This is a genomic window from Oceanispirochaeta sp., assembly GCF_027859075.1.
Classification (GTDB): domain Bacteria; phylum Spirochaetota; class Spirochaetia; order DSM-2461; family DSM-2461; genus Oceanispirochaeta.
The window spans coordinates 1-20,604 of sequence record NZ_JAQIBL010000218.1 but is presented as its reverse complement, the minus strand read 5'-3'; the positions used below and the strand labels follow the sequence as shown (position 1 = coordinate 20,604).

Here is a 20,604-nt window from a genome sequence, read left to right as displayed (position 1 = left end):
GTCAACAATTTAAGGAAATCAGACGAAAGGATATTGATCAGCTTAGGGTCTGCCCCTTTACATACTTTACATCCAGAATTTCTTTCAGTGGCGTTTCATCTTTATCTATTATGATGGCCTTCAGCCAGCTTCCGGCCCTCTCGCCTAAAACCGGGATGGAAAGACTGATCGTATCGATCCTTCTATCCAGCAGCGACTGTATGGGTGAGTCATCAAAACCAGTCAATAAAATATCTCCCGGAATATCCAGCCCCCGGATGAATCCAGCCTGAAGAAAAGAGAGGGCCGCCAGATCATTAAAGGCGATCACCCCATTAAAACCACCCTCAAGAACCCAGTCCACGGCTCTGGTCGGGATCTCTTCCAGGGAGGAAACAGTGAGGTTCGAAGATTCATCAAAGGGTATGCCCTTTTTAATGAAAAAATCACGGGCCGCTTCAAATCGTTCTCTGGAAACTTGAGGAAGTTTTTTAAAACCCAGATAACAGGGCCTGAGGTCATTCCCCTTCAGATCGATCATTTTTTGTGCCAGAAGACTGATTCCCCTGGGGATATCATAGGCAATGAAGCTGGTCTGACGGGATTTTCTGTTTAAAAGAATCGAAGGGATAGACCGGTCCTTTAACTGAGTCTGAAGTTTTGCTGAAGGACTGGTAAAAGCAAAGATGCAACCGTCAATCTGGCCTGTCTTTTTTCGTTCCAGAAACTCCAGATTTCCATCATTCACACGGATGATAAAATTCAGACGGACATCACCGAATCCTGCCTGAATGGACTCAATCAATTCAGAGATATTGTAGAAAAAGTGAGTCAGGTTATTATCAGTCTTGGGAAGGAAGAGATGGAGGTTCAGGATAACCCGGCTGATATGTTTTTTAATTACCCTCTTGTGATAGCCCAGTTTTTCGGCGATTTCCCGAATTTGAAGGGTCCTCTCATCACTGATCAATGATGAATGATTCAGAACCCGGGAGACCGTACTGGGTGAGATTCCCAGCTCTCTAGCTATATCGTAGACAGTCACTCTTTTTGACAAAATAATCCTCATTCCAGTAGTAATCTGCTTGAATGATAGTCATAATATCTGTTGTGTGCAACAAATCCATGAGGGATTCTGACACACATAAAAAAAACTCCTCAAGGAGATATGAGTATGGCAATGGATAAAAAAGTAATCCTTGTAACTGGTTCAAGCCGGGGAATAGGCCGGGGTATTGCGATTAAACTGGCAGAAAAAGGGTTTGATGTAGCCGTCAATTATGCCGGGAATAAAGAAGCCGCAGAAGAGACACTGAAACAATGTAGAGAGGCAGCGCTGGAGTCCGGCCATTCAAGCCGGTTTGAAGCCTTTAAGGGTGACATTTCTGATACTGAGAGCCGGAAGAACCTTTTAGACGCGGTCGTTCTTCATTTTGGAGACCTTCACGGCCTGGTGAACAATGCGGGTGTAGCCCCCAGGGAACGCCGGGATATTCTGGACATGACTGAAGAATCCTTTGACCGTCTGATCGGAACCAATCTGAAAGGATCTTTTTATCTAAGCCAGGCTGTCAGTAATTACTGGCTCTCCCTCCCCTCTGAAAAAAGAGGTTTCCGCAGCCTTATTTTTATCACATCCGTTTCCGCCGAAATGGTCTCGGTGAACAGAGGAGAGTACTGCATGGCCAAAGCCGGGCTGTCCATGGCTTGCAAGCTCTTTGCCCGCCGCCTGGCGGATGAAAACATTGGGGTCTACGAAATCAGACCGGGAATCATCCTGACGGATATGACGGGAGCAGTCAAAGGAAAGTACGACAGCCTGATCGCCGACGGCCTGGTACCTCAGAAACGCTGGGGATACCCGGAAGACATAGGCAAAGCCGCCGCCAGTCTGGTGGGAGGAGATTTTTCCTTTTCCACCGGCTCGGTCATCCATGTGGATGGAGCACTGCATATCTCTGCCTTATGACCTGGATGGATCTGGGAATGGGTTGCACAGAAGAGATGGAATAAAAGTATTTCCTTGACAGCTAAAGAAAGACATGTAAGTATAAATGAAAGGATGTAAGCGCATACATGGCAACAATGAAAGACATTGCAGAACAGGCAGGTGTTTCACAGGCAACTGTAAGCCGGGTTCTCAACGGCAGCAGTTCAGTGACTCCGGCCACTAAATCACATGTGATGGAGTGGGTCCGTAGATTGGACTTCCAACCCAACCAGTCTGCCCGTGCGCTGGCATCCAAGAAGTCCAGTCTGATAGGACTGATACTTCCGGACATTCAGAATCCCTACTTTGCCGACATCATCTACCATGTAGAGAAAATTGCTCTTTTTAACGGATTCAATATTATTCTTTCCAATTCCGACGGAGATGTAAACAAGGAAAAGGAAATTATAAAGTCAATGAAAGCCAGACAGGTTGAGGGTCTTTTAATAGGTTTTGCCGATTCACATTCTCCCAGCATCAATGAAATCCGTCATACCGAATTGCCTGCAGTCGTCATCACACAAACTTATGAAGATCTGGATTGCGTCGCAGTTAATCACTTCTGTGGTGGTGAAATGGCGGCAAAAGAACTGATAAAACTGGGAGTCCAAAGGTTTGTCTACCAGGGAAATCTTGATGATGAAAAATATGATGGATTTCTTCATGCCCTGCATAACAGTGGAATTCATAAGGATAAAATTACAACACTGGATCTGGGAAATGTATGGTACCACACTCAATTGCGTGCCTATAATAACGCCTTGAAATTTGTAAGAGAGAATCCTTTTGATTCAAAGACAGGCGTGTTTGCCTACAATGACCTGAGCGCCTTCAGTTTTATCCATGCTGCTTTAGATCTTGAAAAAAGGATACCTGAAGATTATAGCATCATTGGTTTTGACGATACCTTCATGTGCCAGATCATCCGCCCGACCCTGACCTCCATTGCTCAGCCAAAAGAAGAAATAGGCCGGGCAGCTATAAATCACCTCCTGGCCAGAATTGACAAAAAGCTGGATATCAAAAAAGAAAGCTACCTGTTACCTCCCCGGCTTATAAAAAGAGAATCAACATGATCAGAATTTTTTTAAATCCTCAAAATGTATACGCTTACATTTATTCACCTGCTATTCAGGAGTCTTGGAATGTCCTATAACCACGACTTCAGACCACAGTTCCATTTCAGCCCCCAGAAAAGCTGGATGAATGATCCTAACGGCTGTGTCTTTCACAATGGGCTGTACCATCTCTTTTTTCAGTATCATCCAGAAGGTATCCAATGGGGTCCCATGCACTGGGGTCATGCCGTCAGCCTGGATTTGGTTTTTTGGGAAGAAAAAGAGATTGCCCTGTATCCTGACATCCTACTGGGAATGATCTTTTCTGGTTCGGGCATCATAGATAAGGAAAATGCCAGCGGATTGTTTCCGGATTCAGAAGGCATGATATTTTTTTATACCAGCCACAAGGAAAATGAAGGACTGGTAGCGACACAGCAGCAATGCATTGCCTTCAGTCGTGATGATGGGAAGACTCTTGAAAAATACAGCCGAAATCCTGTCATATCCAATACGACTCGCCCCGATTTTAGAGACCCGAAAGTGGTCTATCATCCGGAGTCAAAGAGTTGGATCATGGCTATTGCGGCAGGAACTCAAATTGACTTTTTCAGTTCCCGAAACCTGGTGGAGTTGAAACGGGAAAAGTGATTCTATATGGTTACGACGCCTTATATCGGGACCTGGGAGTGTCCGGATCTATTTCCCCTGCATCATCCGGAACATAATGAAAACACGGTCTGGATTCTTGCTATAAGTATTCAGGTTAAAACCCAGGATCCTACACAGTTCTATTTATGCGGTGATTTTAACGGTCATGAGTTTATTCCCTTCAAGCAGGATAAATATCAAATTGCCGATTATGGCCTGGATTTCTATGCTGCTCAAAGCTGGTCCAATGCGCCTGAAAATGCGGTGACATGGATCGGATGGTGTAACAATTGGAACTATGCTGCCCAGACACCGGATACAGGGCTCTGGAGAGGGACAATGTCCCTCCCGAGAAAGGTTTCACTGACCTCTGAAGATTCAGAATTAATTATGATTCAGCAACCGATTCAAACCCTGGAACAGCTGAGGGAAATGAAAGGTTCATTCTCATTAACTGAGAAGAATTCCCCCTCAGAAATTTCTCTGGAGGGATCTGATCTCTGGGATATCAGCCTGGCGGGAATTCCCCTGACAGTGGAGGAGCCCCTGGAACTGACATTCCTTTGGAATCAGGGTGATGTATTAAAACTCAGTTTTTCCCCTCATGAATTTATGATGGACAGATCATCCTGCGGCAGTCTCTTTTCCAAGGGCCTCTGGAACAGAATAAAAGCTCCCCTGTCCAGTAGAACTCTGACAGATTGCCGGATTCTACTGGACAGAGGATTGATAGAGGTATTCCTTGACGGTGGAAGGTCCTGTATGACCAATCAGATTTTCCCGGCAGGAAGACTTAAAAAACTTAGAATCACTCCGGGAAACCGGATTGAAGAAATAAAGGGATTCCCTCTCAGAAGTATTTGGGGTGGAATGTAGTTCGATGAGGATATATCAGGCTTTTACCGGCATGATATAGAGCAGACATGCTCTGTGCTGTCTGTTTAATTTAAGGAGGCATTTATGCTGAAACGTAATTTACTAATTACTATTTTGTCAGTTCTTTCATTGACAATGGTATTCTCCGGAGGGCAGAAAGAGACTGGTTCAAGCGCTGGCTCAACCGCCGCGAAAGAACCAATCGAGTTGAGCATGTGGTACCATGGCGCCGGAAACGATGTTGAACGTAAAGTCCTTATAGGTATCATTAACGATTTTAATTCATCCCAGTCGGATTACTCGGTAGTCCTCGAAGAGTTCCCTGAGGAGTCCTACAATGACTCTGTCATGGCATCCGCCCTTGCAGGAAATCTCCCCGATATCATAGATGTTGATGGTCCGATTATGCCGAACTGGGCCTGGGCAGGATATTTAGCTCCTTTAGAGCTATCCAAGGGTGCTATTGACGGTTTTCTCCCGGGAGCCATTGGAACATGGGATGGCAAAGTATACTCAGTAGGACTCTGGGATGCGGCCATTGCGATGTTTGCCAGAAAATCGATTCTGGAAAAATACAATATCAGAATACCCACCCTGGCCAAGCCATGGACCGGCAATGAATTCGAAGCCATCCTGACAAAATTGCAGGCTTCCGGTGAGTTCGATTACGCTCTGGATCTGGGAACAGCATGGACTGGGGAATGGTATGCTTATGCCTTTGCTCCTTTTATGCAGAGTTTTGGAGGAGATCTGATTGATCGTGATACCTATACAACAGCGGAAGGTATATTGAATGGAGCCGAATCTATAGCCTTTGGAAAATGGTGGCAGAGCCTCTTCGAAAGAGGACTCGTACCTCCTATTGCACAGGATAGCGGCGACAGAGATACAGGATTTATCGATGGAAAGTATGCCCTCCAGTGGAATGGAAACTGGGCCGCTCTGGGTGCTTTAGATGCCTATGGTGATGACATGCTCTACCTTCCCGCTCCTGATTTCGGCAATGGTCCCAAGATTGGATCAGCCTCCTGGCAACTCGGTGTATCTGCTACAAGCCAAAATAAAAAGGGTGCCAGTGCCTTTATTGAGTTTGCACTCCAGGATAAATATCTGGCTGCATTCACAAATGCACTGGGTCTTGTTCCTGCCACATCCTCTTCTGCAGCCATGACCGAGAACTACAAAGCCGGTGGACCACTGGAAGGTTTTTATGAATTGAGCAATGTACAGGGCATGATCAGACCCGTAACCCCTGGTTACGTAGTCATGTCAAAGGTTTATGAAAAAGCTCTGACAGACATTGCCAATGGCGCCGATGTAGAAAGCACATTGGATGCCGCGGTTGATGAAATTGAAATCGATATTGAAAACAACAGCGGATACGGATTCTAAGAAAGAAACTGTATTAACATTAAAACAGTCAGCCGGATCGGGATTTCCTCGGAGAGTCCGATCCGTCCCTGCTGACTTATATCAGGAGACTAAACGGCATGCTCCCTCAGATAAAAGTATTACAATCCAAAAAAGAACTCCGCTATTTTCAGGAAGCCCTGACGGGGTGGTTGATGGCGCTGCCTGCGATACTGCTGATCTTTATATTTTTAATTGTCCCATTCTTTATGGCATTCGGACTCTCATTTACCAACCAGAGGTTGATATCACCCAATCCTACCGAATTCGTCGGAATGAGGAATTTCTCCAGATTATTAACAATGAAGATAATCAAACTGACTCCTCTTAAGGAAGAATCAACTAATCAATACCAGCGGGATCCAGGAGGGAATTTGATCTATCCTGAACTCAGAGATATCACCAGGAATCCCGACTCTCCCGAGCTCAAGGGATTGAGAGAATTCAAATCCTGGTATAAAGACGATGTCAAAGTGGTGCTCATGGCCAGAGACCTTGTCTTTTTACGGGCCCTTGTCAACACGTTTATATTTGTCATTATCATTGCTCCTTTACAAGGCGGCCTGGCTCTTTTGCTGGCCCTGCTGCTGAACAAAAAACTCAGGGGAATTAATATTTTCAGAGCCATTTATTTTATGCCTGTGGTGGTTTCAATGGTGGTCGTCTCCCTGCTCTGGCGCTTTATCTATGACGGAGAAAACGGCCTGCTCAACACACTGCTCAACACTCTGACCCTGGGCAATTTCGAAGCCGTAAACTGGATAGGGAATCCAAAGACAGCCCTGGGTTCTATTCTTTTCATGTCCTGCTGGCAGGGAGTGGGATTTCATATGGTTATCTGGCTGGCAGGATTGCAGAACATCCCGGGCAGCCTCTATGAAGCCGCCTCCATGGATGGTGCGAATAAAAGCCAGGAATTCAGATTCATCACCTGGCCTGGGTTAAGAAACACTATGACTTTTGTACTTCTCATTATTACCATGCAGGCCTTCGGTCTCTATATCCAGATTGACGTGATGACCAGCGGGGGCCCATTGGATTCCACTCAATCTGTTATCTTTCAGGCCGTTCAGAGAGGATATGGAAAACAGGACATTGCCGGAGGATCTGCCATTTCGGTTGTATTTTTTATGATCGTCCTATCTGTCTCCATTATGCAGCGCTATTTAACGAGGGAGAAAGAGTGATGCTCATAAACAATGTCAACAAAACGGCAGTTTACAGACAACGGACAGGGCGGTATCTCCTTCTATCAGCCATCGCCCTGATCTTTATATTCCCCATGGTCTTTATGGTTATGTCATCTTTAAAACCCAGCTTGCAGCTTCTGAGGGACACCTCATCTATGAGAGCCTTCCTGCCCGTAGGCGATCTATCCCTTAATAACTACTCAGCAGCCTTTAGAAGGGTTCCCATCGGCAGATTCCTCTTTAACTCAACCTTTGTCACAGGGATTACCGTCATATTAGGAATCATGATTAACTCCATGGCAGCCTATTCTTTCTCCATTTTAAAGTGGAAGGGCAAAGGCATCATATTGTCGATCATTATTGCAACCTTTATCATTCCCTTTGAAACCATTGCCATCCCCCTTCTGTTGATTGTCAACAAACTACCCTGGATTGGATTCTCTGGTTTTTCCATTGGATGGATGAACAGCTACCACGTTCAGATCATCCCCTTTCTGGCTTACTCTTTCCAGATTTTCCTGTTCTATCAGTTTTTCAAGGAGATACCCAAGGACTTTATTGAAGCGGCCAGGATTGACGGGGCCGGATGGTTTGCGATCTACAGCAAGATGGTCATTCCCATCTCGGGTCCTGTTATCGCCACAGCGGCCATTTTAAGATTTCTGGATATGTGGAACCAGTATTTGTGGCCGAAAATGGTGATTCAGTCCGAAGAGTTCAGGCCGGTTATGGTAGGCTTGCAGTACTTTTTCCAACTGAATATCCCCTGGGGAGAAGTCATGGCCTACCTGTCAATCATCACAATCCCTGTACTGGCTTTTTATCTGGCAATGCAGAGTGCTTTTATTGAAAGTATTGCGTCAACGGGTATTAAAGGGTAAAAGGTTCAGTTCCAGATCCTACTGACTCGTAGTAACAATCTACGAGTCAGTAGGACTAGAATGATGATCAGTTTTTCTTATCATTCACCTTTCGGGCCATAGCCTGAAGAACGATCTTTCTCAGACGGATAGACTTGGGAGTGACTTCCATCAGTTCATCCTCCCGGAGAAACTGAATACCCCGTTCCAGAGTCATGGGCATGACAGGGGTCAAAACAACCGCATCATCCTTACCGGAAGCACGGACATTGGAAAGTTTTTTGGTCTTACAGGCATTCACATTCAGGTCATTTTCCCGGTTGTGTTCCCCCACAATCATTCCTTCGTATACGGTGTCACCGGCTGTGATAAAGAGGGTTCCCCTGGGTTCCAGGTTGTACAGAGCATAGGGAACAGCTTCTCCTGATCTATCGGCAATAAGGGAACCAGTATGACGGTCAGGAAAGTCCCCTCTGTATTCTTCATAGTCGGAGATCAGGGAGTTCATGATCCCCGTACCTCTGGTATCGGTAAGAAACTCATCCCGGTATCCAATAAGAGCCCTGGAAGGCACAGAGAACTCAAGACGAACCCGGCCGTGCTCATGGTTCACATAGCTGACCATCCGGCCTTTCCGCTTGGACAATTTCTCTGTAACAATACCGGTGTATACTTCTTCACAATCTACATAAAGGTGCTCGATGGGTTCCAGAACTTTTCCATCTTTGTGGTGGAAGATAACTTCAGGACGGCCGACACAGAGCTCAAATCCTTCACGTCTCATTGTCTCAATGAGGATGACCATCTGAAATTCTCCCCGTCCCTTGACGATGAATCCTTCCTTATCCGGAAACTCCTCTACCTTGATGGATACATTGAGCATGGTCTCTTTCTCAAGACGCTCACGTATTTTACTGGACTGAACGAACTTCCCTTCCTGTCCCATAGTGGGAGATGTGTTGGGTGCAAAGCGCATGGAGACGGTCGGTTCATCAACAGTGATCCTTTTGAGAGCCTTGGGGTTCTCTTTGGTACAGATGGTGTCTCCGATATGAACATCTTCTATCCCTGCCATGACGACGATATCACCAGGGCTGGCAGAATCAGTCTCCTTAAGGGCGGGTCCTTCATAAACCTGCAGTTTGGAAACATTCAAAGAGGTCAGCTTGCCTCCTTCCTTGATGCATACCAGAGTATCTCTGGATTTTACATGACCATGCACGACCTTACCAATAGCCAGGCGGCCCAGGTAATCCGAGTAGGACAGGTCGGTAACCAGCATCTGAAAGGGTTCGATGTCATTATAGGCGGGAGCAGGGATTTCTTTGATGATGGTATCCATCAGCACATGAAGATTATCCACCTCATCCTCAAGCTTCAGCTTAGCGATTCCTGCACGGCCGTCGGCAAAAAGAACGGGGCATTCCAGCTGATCATCATGGGCATCCAGATCGATCAGCAGGTCATAAACTTCACCCAGAACCTCCTGGGGACGGGCATCGGGACGGTCAATTTTATTGATGACAATCACCACAGAGAGGCCGGCAGCGAGGGCTTTAGACAGAACAAATCGTGTCTGGGGAAGCGGGCCTTCCGAAGCATCAACCAGGAGCAATACACCGTCTACCATGGATAGGGCTCTTTCAACTTCCCCGCCAAAGTCAGCATGGCCCGGTGTATCCAGGATATTGACCTTGATTCCTTTCCAGACGATGGAGCAGTTCTTGGCGGCAATGGTAATACCGCGTTCCCGTTCAAGGTCCATGCTGTCCATCAGCCTTTCTTCTGTTTCCTTCCCTTCGCGGAAGGTTCCGCTCTGTTTAAACATGGAGTCTACCAGAGTGGTTTTACCATGGTCTACGTGAGCTATGATGGCTATATTTCTCAGTTCTTTGTTAAAACTATTGTTACTATGGGGCATTTAATTTCCTTATTTCAGTCAAAGATACAAATTCTAGTCACATTACCCTATTCATACAGGAAATTCCATAGAGGCAAAGAGATAGAGAGCAAATATTAAAGAATGTTTTTTCAATCCGTCACTTTTAGATTATAATCAACCAGGGAGATACATTTGAAAAAAAACTTATGCCTGATCAGTTCCTTAATCCTCTTGCTCCTCTCCTGCCGGAACCTGAAAACCGACTGGATGAGTGTGAACTGTCAGTACTGTCCGCCCGTCGGTTACAGATACCTCTTTGCAGGGCCTGACAAAGAATCTGTCGGAGGCCTGGAAGATAACAACGAAGGCTATGTAGATTTCATTGGTATGCCCGCCGGAATCAGCATGTACACCAGCCTGAAAGACCTCCAGCAACTGCCCTATATTGATGTCCCCGCCTTCCGGAATGTGATGATCGCCCTCGGTCTGAATCTGCAGGACGAATTGAGGGAGATAAACGCAGGGTCTTATGACAAGGAGATCCGCCAGATGGGTAAGTGGATCAAAGCATCCGGCAGGCCCGTCTTCCTGAATATCGGATACGACTTCGATAGCAAAGGGAATCATTATGAACCATCAGAATACAGAGCAGCCTTTATCCGGATTACCAATATCCTGAGAGAAGGGGATGTCCGGAATTTCAGAACCCTCTGGCAATCCAGCGGCAGAAGCAGGCCAGGAGAGCCTCTGACCAGCTGGTATCCCGGGGATGAATATGTCGATTGGATGGGCTATTCATATGATCACCGGGAAAGGGACGAAGAGGCTTCTGTTGGCCTGTCTCGCAATGAACCGGGAACTGAGATGCGCCGTCTGGCCTCAGAACGCAGTATCCCCGTGTTCATCTGGGATGCATCTCCCCGGGGATACGATGCTATGAAGGATGAATCACAGGAAGTCTGGGACTCCTGGTATAAACCTTTTTTCCAGCATATTGAAGACTATGCCGATCTGATCAAGGCAGTGTCCTACAGCAATAAACTGACTGAAGGGAATGATGCCCGTATCCAGGCATATCCATTAATCCGGAAACGTTGGACCAGAGAGATAAGAAAACCCGCATGGGTTCACAGGACTATTTTAGAAGAGAATAAAGAATTTAAACCCCAGGAGCTGAAATGAATGAATTGTATATCCTCTGGACCAATGACAACCTGATTACCAGTGAGAAAATGGTTTTTATGTATGCCTTAAACGCCAAGAAACGGGGTTGGTGGGACAAAATCACCCTGATTATCTGGGGCAGTACTGCCAAACTGAGCGCCGAAAACGAAATGGTTCGGACTAAACTGAAAGAGATGATGGAGGAGGGAGTCAGAGTCTCAGCCTGTAAAGCCTGCGCCGAACAGCTGGGAGTCTCAGAGAATCTGGAAGAACTGGGAGTAGAATTGATGTACTGGGGCGAAGGACTGACGGAAATCATTCAATCCGGAAAAAAACTAATCACGATCTGAGTTTACCGGGGAGAATGGAATGTCCGAAAAAGCACTAAGTATGACTCAAAAATAAAGGTCTGGTGTTCATAAATCAAACCGGAAGCATTTGGCTTTTAATGACTTGGATTTATACAGAATAATCCTGTATACCCTTCAAGGGAGCATGTCCATTGACCCTGTCTTTTACAATAAGAACAGTAAAAGGTACTTTCAGCTGCTGATGGAAAATAACATCATGCCCCAGGCAGAGACCGACCTCTATAACAAAATCCGCATTTTCATTCAGGAAAACAGCCTGACCGGCAGGGTTGCAGGAATAGACTTCACTCTTTTTTTCAGGATCAATATCACTTTCTTTCACACCACCCATAGAACAACGGGCGGGAATAAGAAACAGCCCGGAGGCGCTCATCTTCTCCCGGATATTCATAGCCAGAGATTCCAAACCAAAACAGTAGGCCAGGCCGATTTTTTTATATCCCTGGAGAGTGCAGAATTCTATCACTTCCTGAAAACGGGAGAGAGTTCCCGCTCTTCCGTCATCGACGAGCCGGCCGCTGCTGCGGACAGTGGTGAGTGTGTTTTCGTCTCCGTAGACATCAAGGCTCTTTTCTTTCAGACCGAAACAGTCGGCTCCGTTTTTACGGCAGTTTTTGGTATTGCAGTCCAGACAGTTTAATTTCATGGAATCTATTATATCAGAAAGTGCTGATAATTCTAACTTCTGCTACAAAATACACAGAACTATCACCGGACCAGACACATCAAGACCAATCTTCAACTTTTAGATTTTCGACCCTTTCAAATTCTTTCATGTTATTTGTGACCATGACCAAATTATTTGAAAGAGCCTGTCCCGCGAGAAGCATATCGATTGGCCCTATGATGTTTCCGGATCTTTTAAGGTCTGATTTAATCTGTCCATAGGGAATTGCATCATTTTGTGTGAAATCAAGTATTTCGAAAATCGAAAGGAATTTAAGCAGTGCCATTCTGTTTCGATCAGGATACAAACTGTTTGAAATTCCAAATTCCATTTCGGCAATGGTTAAGGATGAAATAAATATCCCATTTTTTAATTTGCTAGAAATTGTATGGAGGAGTTCTTGAGATTTATGTTTAATTGCAAAAATACAAATATTCGTATCAAGCAAATACATTAAAAGGATTCCCTTACTTGATCCTCTCCCTGCTCTCTTTCCTCCTCCATAAAATCAGAAGAAAAGGAATTTATTCCATCAAGGAATGTTTCCCAGGCTTTCTCAAGAGGTACTAACAAAACAGCATCTCCAAGCTTTTGTATTATGACATCATCACCGGAAAACTGATATTCCTTAGGCAGCCGAACAGCCTGACTTCTTCCATTCATAAACAATTTTGCTGTATGCATTCAAAGTCCTCCCTTTGTATAATATACCACGATATATACCAGAGTTCAATCATTATCATAGAGCTTACTACAGAGCGTACCCCTCTTTATGAATTGAAACCATCTCTATCCTTATTCATCCCTCATAGGATTGATATTTTTGTGAATATATTTTACTCATGTTAAACAGCCTTCAATAATCATTCATATATACTCGGGAGCCTCCTTTTATGGTCAACTTATCCAATATCCGCATCGCCTATGGTGAACGCATTCTATTCCAAAATTCCTCAGTTCTGATCCGCCCTCTGGATAAGATCGGCCTTGTAGGACCCAACGGTTCTGGAAAAACCACCATTTTCAGACTGATCACAGGAGAAGAGCATCCTGATGACGGGACTGTCACCATCGATCCGGGTGTTGTTGTGGGCTATTTCTCACAGGATGTGGGAGAAATGGCAGGCAGGTCGGCACTGCAGGAGGTTCTGGAAGGAGCTGGAAAGGTTCATGAACTGAGTCTCCAGATGGAAGAGATGGAACACACCATGGCCGATGGGGAAGCCATGGAGAAAATGAGTGATGAGGACATGGATAAATTCATGAACCGCTATGGAGAAGTTCAGATGGAGTATCAGAACCGGGGCGGATACGAACTTGAAAACAACGCGAAGGCCATCCTGGACGGACTGGGGATAGCCGAGAGCCGGCAGAGTCAGAGCCTTGAAAACTTCAGCGGGGGATGGAAAATGCGGATTGCCCTGGCCCGGATACTCCTGCTCAACCCGGATGTTCTCCTGATGGATGAACCGACCAACCACCTGGATATAGAATCCATCATCTGGTTGGAAGAGTGGCTGAAATCCTTCAAAGGGGCCCTGATGATGACCAGTCATGACAGGGAATTTATGACCAGGATCTGCGGGAGGACCGTGGAAGCCGCGGCTGAAAGTATCAACAGCTACACAGGAAATTATGACTTCTACCTCCGGGAAAGAGAGATCCGCCGGGAGCATCTTGTAGCAGCCAACCGTAGACAACAGGCCATGCTGGCCAAGGAAGAAGAATTTATTGCCCGTTTTGCCGCCAGAGCCTCTCACGCAGCGCAGGTACAGTCCCGGGTTAAAATGATTGAAAAAATGGAACGTGTTGTCATTCCGCCGGACCCGAAAGTAATGAAGTTCAACTTTCCCCCTTGCCCCCGCAGCGGGGATGTGGTGGTCCGGATGGAAAACCTGGCCAAGTCCTGGCCTTTGGAAGACGGTACGATTCATCCCGTTTTCAGCGGCATCAGCGGTGTTGTTGAGCGTGGCAACAAGATCGCCCTCACCGGTATCAATGGAGCCGGAAAATCGACCCTTCTCAAGGTCCTGGCATCGCTGACAGAATCAAGCCATGGAAGCTGTGAACTGGGGGCCAGTGTAAATGCAGGCTACTTCAGCCAGTATTCAGGAGACAGCCTGAACATGGAGAGTACCATTTTTGAAGAGCTGTCAGAACTCCTCCCCAAGGAGTCTGTGGGAGCCATCAAAAATTTGCTGGGAGCCTTTCAGTTTTCTGGTGATGATACGGAAAAGAAGATACGCATTCTCTCTGGAGGAGAAAAAAGCAGGGTCATGCTAGCCTCACTCCTCGCCCGTCCCTTAAATTTTCTGATGCTCGATGAACCGACGAACCACCTGGATATAGCCAGCCGGGAAGTCCTTCTGGAAGCACTTCAGAAATTTGAAGGCACCCTCATCATTGTCAGCCATGACCGTTATTTCCTGAAGCATCTGGTGAACAGAGTCTTTGAAATAGACCATGGGATCATGAAAACATTTGAAGGTGACTACTCCTACTATCTGGGTAAAAAAGAAAAAAACTGATAAAAAAGCGGCTGCCCCGAGAGTCTGAAACAATGACTCCCGGAACAACCGCCTATCAGTATTTATATAGAATGCGGTAACACCACCCTCTTATATACAGCATAATAGATATCCTTTATCGATATTGCATTATCTATATAACATTTAATTGTTCATTGTCAATCCTGTAACAAAATCTTTCCCGGGGACTTGTCATAAAAAACCTTTTACGATACTTTATTATCGATAATTATATATCGTTAACAAAGGAGCGTAACCTTGCCTACCCCAACCGCCAGCGCTGAAACACTGCAGAACTTCAGCAAAGTCTGTGAAATCCTGGATAAATTTGACCGACAGCCCTCCAAGATCATTCCTATCCTTCAAGCTGTACAGGAAGAATACCGCTATCTGCCTGAAGAAATCATGACCTTTGTAGCCACCAGCCTGGGTACCTCCCCGGCCCGTGTGTTCGGCATTGCCACCTTCTACAGCCATTTCTCCCTGGAACCCAAAGGGAAATACATCATCAAGGTCTGTGACGGCACAGCCTGTCACGTCAAAGGCTCCTCCGGACTGATCGAAACAATACAAAGAGAGCTGAAGTTGACCGAAAAAAATCATACCACAGAAGACCTTCTGTTCACCCTGGAAACCGTTTCCTGCCTGGGAGCCTGCGGTCTGGCGCCGGCAGTGGTCATCAACGAGAAAGTCTTTGGACAGGTATCAAAACAGCGGATGAAAAAACTCATATCCGAATACAAAGCAATGGAGGCCCTTAGGCCTGAATGAAAGCAATACCGGGGCTGCAAATCAGCGCCGGTAGCACAGGAGTATCATATGAAAACCCTCGTACTGGAAAAAATAAAAGAAGATTACGCCAAACAAAAGAGCAACCTCTCCCATAGAATTGTCATCTGTGCGGGAACCGGCTGCATCGCCAATGGAGCCATGGATGTGTACAACGCCCTGGCCTCCATCATAGAGGAGAAAGGCCTTCCCCTGACTCTGACTTTGAAAGAAGAGGTTCCCTACGGAGAAGAGAAACCCGTCCTGATAAGTAAAAGCGGATGCCAGGGATTCTGCCAGGTAGGACCTCTAGTGACCATAGAGCCCGAGAACATCCTGTATATCAAAGTCAAACCCGACAATGCCCGGGATATTATTGAACGTACCATTCTGTCGGGAGAAATCATCGAGGAACTTCTCTATGTGGAGCCCAGTTCAGGAGTTTCCTGCCGGAACCATGAAGAGATCCCTTTTTATAAAAGACAGAGCCGGACGGTGATTAAGTCCTGCGGTGATATTGATCCCGAAGACATCAGCAACTACATCTATACCGATGGTTATACTGCGGCCAGAGAGATGGTCCTTCATAAAGATCCCATGGATGTCTGCAACTTGATTAAAAATGCAGGTCTCAGAGGCCGCGGCGGAGGCGGATTCAGCACTGGACGAAAATGGGAACTGGCTCTCAAACAGGATGCCCATGCCAAATACATCATCTGTAACGGAGATGAAGGCGACCCCGGTGCCTTTATGGACCGGAGTGTCATGGAGGGAAATCCTCACAGCATCCTCGAAGGGATGATCATCGCCGCCAAAGCCTGCGGAGGAACAGAAGGGCAGGTCTATGTGCGCATGGAGTACCCTCTGGCTGTCGAGCGGATAAAAAAAGCAATCCTGGAGGCCCGGAAAAGCAATTACCTGGGGAAGCATATCTTCGGTTCAGAATTCAGCTTTGACATCCATGTGATGGAAGGAGCAGGAGCCTTCGTCTGCGGAGAAGCCAGTGCCATGACAGAAAGCATCATGGGACGCCGGGGCATGCCCCGGGTCAAACCTCCCCGGACAGCTGAAAAGGGATTATGGGGAATGCCCACTGTGGTAAACAACGTTGAGACCCTCGCCGCTGTCCCTCTGATTGTCAGAATGGGGGCAGAGGCCTACAAAAAAACAGGCACCCCCGGATCTCCCGGAACCAAGACCTTTGCTTTAACAGGACATGTGGCCAACACCGGCCTGATCGAGGTTCCCTTCGGAACAACCTTAAAAGAAATCATCTTCAATATCGGAGGGGGTGTCCTCAACAGCAAGGGTGAAATCGACAATGATGACTTCAAGGCTGTTCAGATCGGAGGGCCTTCAGGCGGCTGCCTGATCGAAGAGCATCTGGATATCCCCCTTGATTTTGATTCACTGAAAACTGTGGGTGCCATGGTCGGTTCGGGCGGCCTGGTTGTCATGAACAAGAGCACCTGTATGGTGCAGATCGCCCGGTTCTTTATGAAGTTTACCCAGTCTGAAAGTTGCGGCAAATGCGTTCCCTGCCGGGAAGGAACACGGCAGATACTGGAATTGATCGATGATGTCACCCAGGGTCGGGGGACGAAAAAAACGTTGCTCCTCTTAGAGGAGCTCTGTGAGACGGTTCAGGAAACATCCCTCTGCGGCCTTGGTAAATCGGCCCCCTCACCCGTTCTGTCGGCGATGAAACAGTTCAAAGAGGAATGGGAGGCCCATATAGACAAGAACTGCCCCACTGGAAATTGTAAAGATCTGGTGAGCTATCAAATTCTCGCCGATTCCTGCAGGGGTTGTACCGCCTGTGTCAGAGTCTGCCCTGTAGAGGCCATATCGGGGAACAGGAAAGAAGCCCATATCATAGACGAGCAAAAATGTATCCGCTGCGGAGCCTGCGTGGAAACCTGCCGTTTTGAAGCCATCAGTGTTGGAGGAAGAGCGTGAATCAGAAAGGAAGCATAACAATCAATGGAAAGACAGTTCCCATGGAAGGAGAAAAAAACCTCCTGGCCCTCATACGGAAGTCAGGAGTGGAAATGCCCACCTTCTGTTATCATTCGGAGTTGAGTGTATATGGCGCCTGCCGTCTTTGCATTGTGGATATTGAAGGTCGCGGCATTGACACCAGTTGCTCGACCCCTCCCAGAGACGGAATGGTGATTCAAACCCATACCCCCAAACTCAGAAAAATGCGAAAAACTCTGATCGAACTGCTTCTGGCCAACCATGATAACAGCTGTACCACATGCGAGAAATCCAGTGCCTGCAAGCTGAAAGAGCTGGCCTGCGATCTGGGAGTGAAAGAGATCCCCTATAAAAAAACCAGAGAACACCGTCAGCCCGACCTGCTCTCCACCAGTCTGATCCGAAACCCTGACAAATGTGTGCTTTGCGGTGACTGTGTCCGCTACTGCCATGAAATACAGGGAGTCGGTGCGATCGACTTTGCCTACCGGGGTGAAGATGTCGTCGTGACGCCGGCCTTCAATAAAAGTCTCGCCCAGGTGGATTGTATCAACTGCGGTCAGTGTGCGGCGGTCTGTCCCACAGGAGCCATTGTTCCCAGGAGCGAAATAGAAGAGGTATGGACAGCCCTGGCTGATCAGAATAAATCCGTAGTCGCCCAGATAGCTCCTGCGGTCCGTGCCTCAATCGGTGAAATGTTTAACCTCCCCGAATCCTCAGTCACCCTCGGGAAAATCATGAGTGCACTGAAGTATCTGGGATTCAAAGAAGTCTATGACACATCCTTTGGAGCGGATCTTACGGTCCTGGAAGAAACCCATGAATTTCTGGAACGGTCAAAGACGGGAGAAAACCTGCCTCTCTTCACCTCCTGCTGCCCCGGCTGGGTCAAGTATGCCGAGCAGTTCCATCCTGAACTGATTCCCCATCTGTCCAGCTGCATGTCTCCCCAGGGAATGGTGGGTTCTCTGGCTAAAAAGCTGCTCACAAAAACAGAACAAAAGGGTGAAAAAGATATCATCATGGTCTCCATCATGCCCTGTACGGCCAAGAAATTTGAAAAGACAAGACCCGAATTGAACCGGGATGCTGTCCCCCTGGTCGACTATGTTCTCACGACCCAGGAGTTGGGTAAGATGATCAAAGAAGCGGGAATTCGCTTCTCTGATCTGGCCCCTTCGTCTGCAGATCTCCCCTTTGGCCTATACTCTGAATCCGGTCTTGGATTCGGCAGCACTCAGGGAGTCTCCGAAGCCGTAGCCCGTTATGCCTCCAGAGCCCTCAACGGGGAGGACCTGACCTCCTTTGTTCCGGAAGAGAAGGAGTGCTGGAAAGAAGTGATTCTCAAAGAGGACAATCTCGATATCAGAATGGCTGTGGTTTCAGGAATGAAAAATGCTGAGACCCTTATTCAGAAAATGGCCGCAGGGAATGTGAGTTATGACATTGTGGAAGTCATGGCCTGTCCCGGCGGTTGTGTAGCCGGAGCCGGACAGCCCGTTTCTTATGACAAGGATATCCTCAAAAATAGGACTGCAGCCCTGAAAGAAGCAGGGAAAATCACCCCCATACACTGCCCTGAAGTGAATCCCTATATCCAGAGGATCTATGAAAAGGTTCTGGGCGGAAAACCTGGAAGTCCCGAAGCCCACGCCCTGGTTCACACTCATTATCAGAGCCGGAAGAGGATTGATAATACCCCCATGGAACTCATCAGTTCTGATCACATGACCCCCGTTGAGATCAATGTCTGTGTGGGGACAAGCTGTTTCCTCAGAGGTTCACAGGAGATCCTCTCCGGCATGACTCAGAAAATGAATCAGGAAGACTGGAAGAATAAAATTGAATTGAAGGCCACCTTCTGCAGTGAAAACTGCAGCCATGGGCCGACGGTCACCATCGGTGATAAAAAGATTCACAGGGCGACTCTGGATTCTGTTACAGAAGAAGTGGCACAGCAGCTGGCCCTCAGGGATAAACAGGAGGTCCTTGTATGAGGAAGTCATCCAGATCTGCCAGGACTGATTCTGTCTTCAAGAGGCGGATGTAAAGCTCTCCAGTAGAGCCTGGTACAGATCTTTCAGTACCGGGCTCTTCCCGTCGGGGATATACACCTCCGAGAGAACATCGCTGCGTTCTTTTTTAAACCACCGGAACAGGCGCGGACCGGCTTCCTCCGGGGAACCGGCGGCGGATGCGATCTGGAATAGAGCCCGGATTTCACTGGAATCCATAAATAAGCGGACCTTTCCGACGCATATATGGAAAAATTTGGCCCGTTCAGTCTGTTCAATCCTGACTTCCTGAAGCTCGGTGGCTGAGTTTTTCACCGTAAAAGCCCCCTTATCCGCCTCTGATCCGCCGGATTCCGGCTGTGCTTCCCGCTTCAGACGGACCTTCCGATTATAATCGAGAACACCTGCCTGCTCTTTCAGGAAGACCAGGTCCTGATTCTCCAGTTCCGTCATCAAAGCTGAAATTTCATCAATGAGTTTTTCCCGTTTATTCATAGTTCATATTATAATTCATATTTAAATAGTTTTGATAAGAACTTCTTTGAAATAGTTGTTTTTGAGACAATCGGCAATGCTTTTAATCAAATTCCTCCGAATCTCCAGGGCCACAGGCATATTAGGATCCTGATGAGACTCATTTATCCTGGTCCCGACCATAAATTGAATCACATCCGAATTGATCATCTCTTTCACAATCTCTTCTGCCGGGTCTCCCGGGCCGATGCCCGGCTCATGCTTCTTGTTTAGATACTCACAAACCCGGCTCATGGTGATGATGCCCTCGGTAACAAGGTTCACTCCTTCCATGGTAGAACAGGGAGGTATGGTATCGGTCTGACTGCCAAGATTCACGTTGATGCTCCGACCCAGCTCACGGGCGATGATATTGGCGGTGGTCCCTCCGGCAATGATTGTTCGACCTTCAAATCCATTGATCATCCCGGCCAGGGGACGGTCCCGGTTCATATCATAGGGAGCCCCTGTGGCGATCATGAGCTGTCGGGGTTTTCTGAAATACAGGGAGCCGCAGGTTATATCATCCCGGGGAGAATACACATCGTGCTTGACACTCTCCCTGACCAGGGCTCTGGAAAGATCAGTAGAAGAGAGTTCAGGATTCTTGTCCAATGTTTTTAAGAGGAATTGCCGTGCCCCTTCATCCCCCCATCCCAGGGGTGTCATTTTCATTCCCAATCCCGATTGAGTCACCCCATC

The 20,604-nt window shown here is 47.2% G+C and carries 19 protein-coding genes and 2 pseudogenes; 13 read left to right on the top strand and 8 right to left on the bottom strand.

Annotated features, from left to right (window positions below):
* Positions 1 to 37: 37 nt before the first annotated feature.
* Complete coding sequence (locus tag PF479_RS12305; RefSeq protein ID WP_298006965.1) at positions 38 to 1,036, bottom strand: LacI family DNA-binding transcriptional regulator; 999 nt, start codon at positions 1,034 to 1,036, stop codon at positions 38 to 40.
* A gap of 123 nt (positions 1,037 to 1,159) precedes the next feature.
* Here PF479_RS12305 and PF479_RS12300 point away from each other — a divergent pair, with 123 nt between their 5' ends.
* The 5 genes and pseudogenes from PF479_RS12300 (at position 1,160) to PF479_RS12280 (ending at position 5,946) form a co-directional block, all read left to right on the top strand.
* Positions 1,160 to 1,948, top strand: coding sequence for a 3-ketoacyl-ACP reductase (locus PF479_RS12300; RefSeq protein ID WP_298006961.1), 789 nt, complete (start codon positions 1,160 to 1,162; stop codon positions 1,946 to 1,948).
* 107 nt (positions 1,949 to 2,055) lie between these two features.
* A complete protein-coding gene (locus PF479_RS12295; protein ID WP_298006958.1) occupies positions 2,056 to 3,045 on the top strand; it encodes a LacI family DNA-binding transcriptional regulator in 990 nt (329 codons plus the stop codon).
* A 24-nt stretch (positions 3,046 to 3,069) separates the two neighbouring features.
* Positions 3,070 to 4,056 (top strand): annotated as a pseudogene (locus tag PF479_RS12290) (glycoside hydrolase family 32 protein); the annotation flags it as partial.
* Positions 4,057 to 4,068: 12 nt separating this feature from the next.
* On the top strand, positions 4,069 to 4,554 hold the full coding sequence (locus PF479_RS12285) for a GH32 C-terminal domain-containing protein (protein ID WP_367277235.1): 486 nt from the start codon (positions 4,069 to 4,071) through the stop codon (positions 4,552 to 4,554).
* A gap of 84 nt (positions 4,555 to 4,638) precedes the next feature.
* On the top strand, positions 4,639 to 5,946 hold the full coding sequence (locus PF479_RS12280; RefSeq protein ID WP_298006955.1) for an extracellular solute-binding protein: 1,308 nt from the start codon (positions 4,639 to 4,641) through the stop codon (positions 5,944 to 5,946).
* Between the two features lie 148 nt (positions 5,947 to 6,094).
* On the opposite strand, the gene PF479_RS12275 is transcribed toward PF479_RS12280, so the two are convergent.
* Positions 6,095 to 6,280 (bottom strand): hypothetical protein, encoded by a 186-nt coding sequence (locus PF479_RS12275; RefSeq protein WP_298006952.1) that lies wholly within the window; start codon positions 6,278 to 6,280, stop codon positions 6,095 to 6,097.
* Between the two features lie 58 nt (positions 6,281 to 6,338).
* Here PF479_RS12275 and PF479_RS12270 point away from each other — a divergent pair, with 58 nt between their 5' ends.
* Complete coding sequence (locus PF479_RS12270; protein WP_298006949.1) at positions 6,339 to 7,151, top strand: carbohydrate ABC transporter permease; 813 nt, start codon at positions 6,339 to 6,341, stop codon at positions 7,149 to 7,151.
* The gene (locus PF479_RS12265) at positions 7,151 to 8,035 is read left to right on the top strand and encodes a carbohydrate ABC transporter permease (protein WP_298006946.1); all 885 of its coding nucleotides are present in this window, start codon (positions 7,151 to 7,153) and stop codon (positions 8,033 to 8,035) included. The genes PF479_RS12270 and PF479_RS12265 overlap by 1 nt, the downstream gene beginning before the upstream one ends.
* Before the next feature lie 67 nt (positions 8,036 to 8,102).
* On the opposite strand, the gene typA is transcribed toward PF479_RS12265, so the two are convergent.
* Positions 8,103 to 9,935: a translational GTPase TypA gene (gene typA / locus PF479_RS12260; protein WP_298006944.1), complete on the bottom strand. Its 1,833-nt coding sequence runs from the start codon at positions 9,933 to 9,935 to the stop codon at positions 8,103 to 8,105.
* A 153-nt stretch (positions 9,936 to 10,088) separates the two neighbouring features.
* Between typA and PF479_RS12255 the strand changes: the two genes are divergently transcribed.
* A complete protein-coding gene (locus tag PF479_RS12255) occupies positions 10,089 to 11,078 on the top strand; it encodes a hypothetical protein (protein ID WP_298006941.1) in 990 nt (329 codons plus the stop codon).
* Positions 11,075 to 11,410 (top strand): DsrE family protein, encoded by a 336-nt coding sequence (locus tag PF479_RS12250; RefSeq protein WP_298006938.1) that lies wholly within the window; start codon positions 11,075 to 11,077, stop codon positions 11,408 to 11,410. Before PF479_RS12255 ends, PF479_RS12250 begins: the two co-directional genes overlap by 4 nt.
* A 109-nt stretch (positions 11,411 to 11,519) precedes the next feature.
* On the opposite strand, the gene PF479_RS12245 is transcribed toward PF479_RS12250, so the two are convergent.
* From PF479_RS12245 to PF479_RS12235, 3 genes are all read right to left on the bottom strand, one after another.
* On the bottom strand, positions 11,520 to 12,077 hold the full coding sequence (locus PF479_RS12245; RefSeq protein WP_298006935.1) for a DUF1847 domain-containing protein: 558 nt from the start codon (positions 12,075 to 12,077) through the stop codon (positions 11,520 to 11,522).
* Between the two features lie 79 nt (positions 12,078 to 12,156).
* Positions 12,157 to 12,552 (bottom strand): type II toxin-antitoxin system VapC family toxin, encoded by a 396-nt coding sequence (locus tag PF479_RS12240; protein ID WP_298006932.1) that lies wholly within the window; start codon positions 12,550 to 12,552, stop codon positions 12,157 to 12,159.
* Positions 12,552 to 12,782, bottom strand: coding sequence for an antitoxin (locus PF479_RS12235; protein WP_298006929.1), 231 nt, complete (start codon positions 12,780 to 12,782; stop codon positions 12,552 to 12,554). The genes PF479_RS12240 and PF479_RS12235 overlap by 1 nt, the downstream gene beginning before the upstream one ends.
* A 209-nt stretch (positions 12,783 to 12,991) precedes the next feature.
* Here PF479_RS12235 and PF479_RS12230 point away from each other — a divergent pair, with 209 nt between their 5' ends.
* The 4 genes from PF479_RS12230 (at position 12,992) to PF479_RS12215 (ending at position 19,371) form a co-directional block, all read left to right on the top strand.
* Entirely contained in the window at positions 12,992 to 14,626 is a 1,635-nt protein-coding gene (locus PF479_RS12230) for an ABC-F family ATP-binding cassette domain-containing protein (protein WP_298006925.1), read from the top strand.
* A gap of 258 nt (positions 14,627 to 14,884) precedes the next feature.
* Entirely contained in the window at positions 14,885 to 15,397 is a 513-nt protein-coding gene (locus PF479_RS12225) for an NAD(P)H-dependent oxidoreductase subunit E (RefSeq protein WP_298006922.1), read from the top strand.
* 48 nt (positions 15,398 to 15,445) lie between these two features.
* Positions 15,446 to 17,353, top strand: a complete 1,908-nt coding sequence (locus tag PF479_RS12220; RefSeq protein WP_298006920.1) for an NADH-ubiquinone oxidoreductase-F iron-sulfur binding region domain-containing protein — start codon at positions 15,446 to 15,448, stop codon at positions 17,351 to 17,353.
* Complete coding sequence (locus PF479_RS12215; RefSeq protein WP_298006917.1) at positions 17,350 to 19,371, top strand: [FeFe] hydrogenase, group A; 2,022 nt, start codon at positions 17,350 to 17,352, stop codon at positions 19,369 to 19,371. Before PF479_RS12220 ends, PF479_RS12215 begins: the two co-directional genes overlap by 4 nt.
* Before the next feature lie 36 nt (positions 19,372 to 19,407).
* Here PF479_RS12215 and PF479_RS12210 read toward each other — a convergent pair whose 3' ends face one another.
* Positions 19,408 to 19,884 (bottom strand): hypothetical protein, encoded by a 477-nt coding sequence (locus tag PF479_RS12210; RefSeq protein WP_298006914.1) that lies wholly within the window; start codon positions 19,882 to 19,884, stop codon positions 19,408 to 19,410.
* A gap of 21 nt (positions 19,885 to 19,905) precedes the next feature.
* Positions 19,906 to 20,604, bottom strand: a pseudogene (locus tag PF479_RS12205) (stage II sporulation protein E); the annotation flags it as partial.

Bases quoted from the DNA above. Each gene is read 5' to 3' on its own strand.
- PF479_RS12210 (WP_298006914.1), bottom strand. From the start codon at position 19,884: ATGAATAAACGGGAAAAACTCATTGATGAAATTTCAGCTTTGATGACG.
- PF479_RS12235 (WP_298006929.1), bottom strand. From the start codon at position 12,782: ATGCATACAGCAAAATTGTTTATGAATGGAAGAAGTCAGGCTGTTCGG.
- PF479_RS12240 (WP_298006932.1), bottom strand. From the start codon at position 12,552: ATGTATTTGCTTGATACGAATATTTGTATTTTTGCAATTAAACATAAA.
- PF479_RS12300 (WP_298006961.1), top strand. From the start codon at position 1,160: ATGGATAAAAAAGTAATCCTTGTAACTGGTTCAAGCCGGGGAATAGGC.
- PF479_RS12245 (WP_298006935.1), bottom strand. From the start codon at position 12,077: ATGAAATTAAACTGTCTGGACTGCAATACCAAAAACTGCCGTAAAAAC.
- PF479_RS12220 (WP_298006920.1), top strand. From the start codon at position 15,446: ATGAAAACCCTCGTACTGGAAAAAATAAAAGAAGATTACGCCAAACAA.
- PF479_RS12265 (WP_298006946.1), top strand. From the start codon at position 7,151: ATGCTCATAAACAATGTCAACAAAACGGCAGTTTACAGACAACGGACA.
- PF479_RS12295 (WP_298006958.1), top strand. From the start codon at position 2,056: ATGGCAACAATGAAAGACATTGCAGAACAGGCAGGTGTTTCACAGGCA.
- PF479_RS12250 (WP_298006938.1), top strand. From the start codon at position 11,075: ATGAATGAATTGTATATCCTCTGGACCAATGACAACCTGATTACCAGT.
- PF479_RS12285 (WP_367277235.1), top strand. From the start codon at position 4,069: ATGATTCAGCAACCGATTCAAACCCTGGAACAGCTGAGGGAAATGAAA.
- PF479_RS12280 (WP_298006955.1), top strand. From the start codon at position 4,639: ATGCTGAAACGTAATTTACTAATTACTATTTTGTCAGTTCTTTCATTG.
- typA (WP_298006944.1), bottom strand. From the start codon at position 9,935: ATGCCCCATAGTAACAATAGTTTTAACAAAGAACTGAGAAATATAGCC.
- PF479_RS12230 (WP_298006925.1), top strand. From the start codon at position 12,992: ATGGTCAACTTATCCAATATCCGCATCGCCTATGGTGAACGCATTCTA.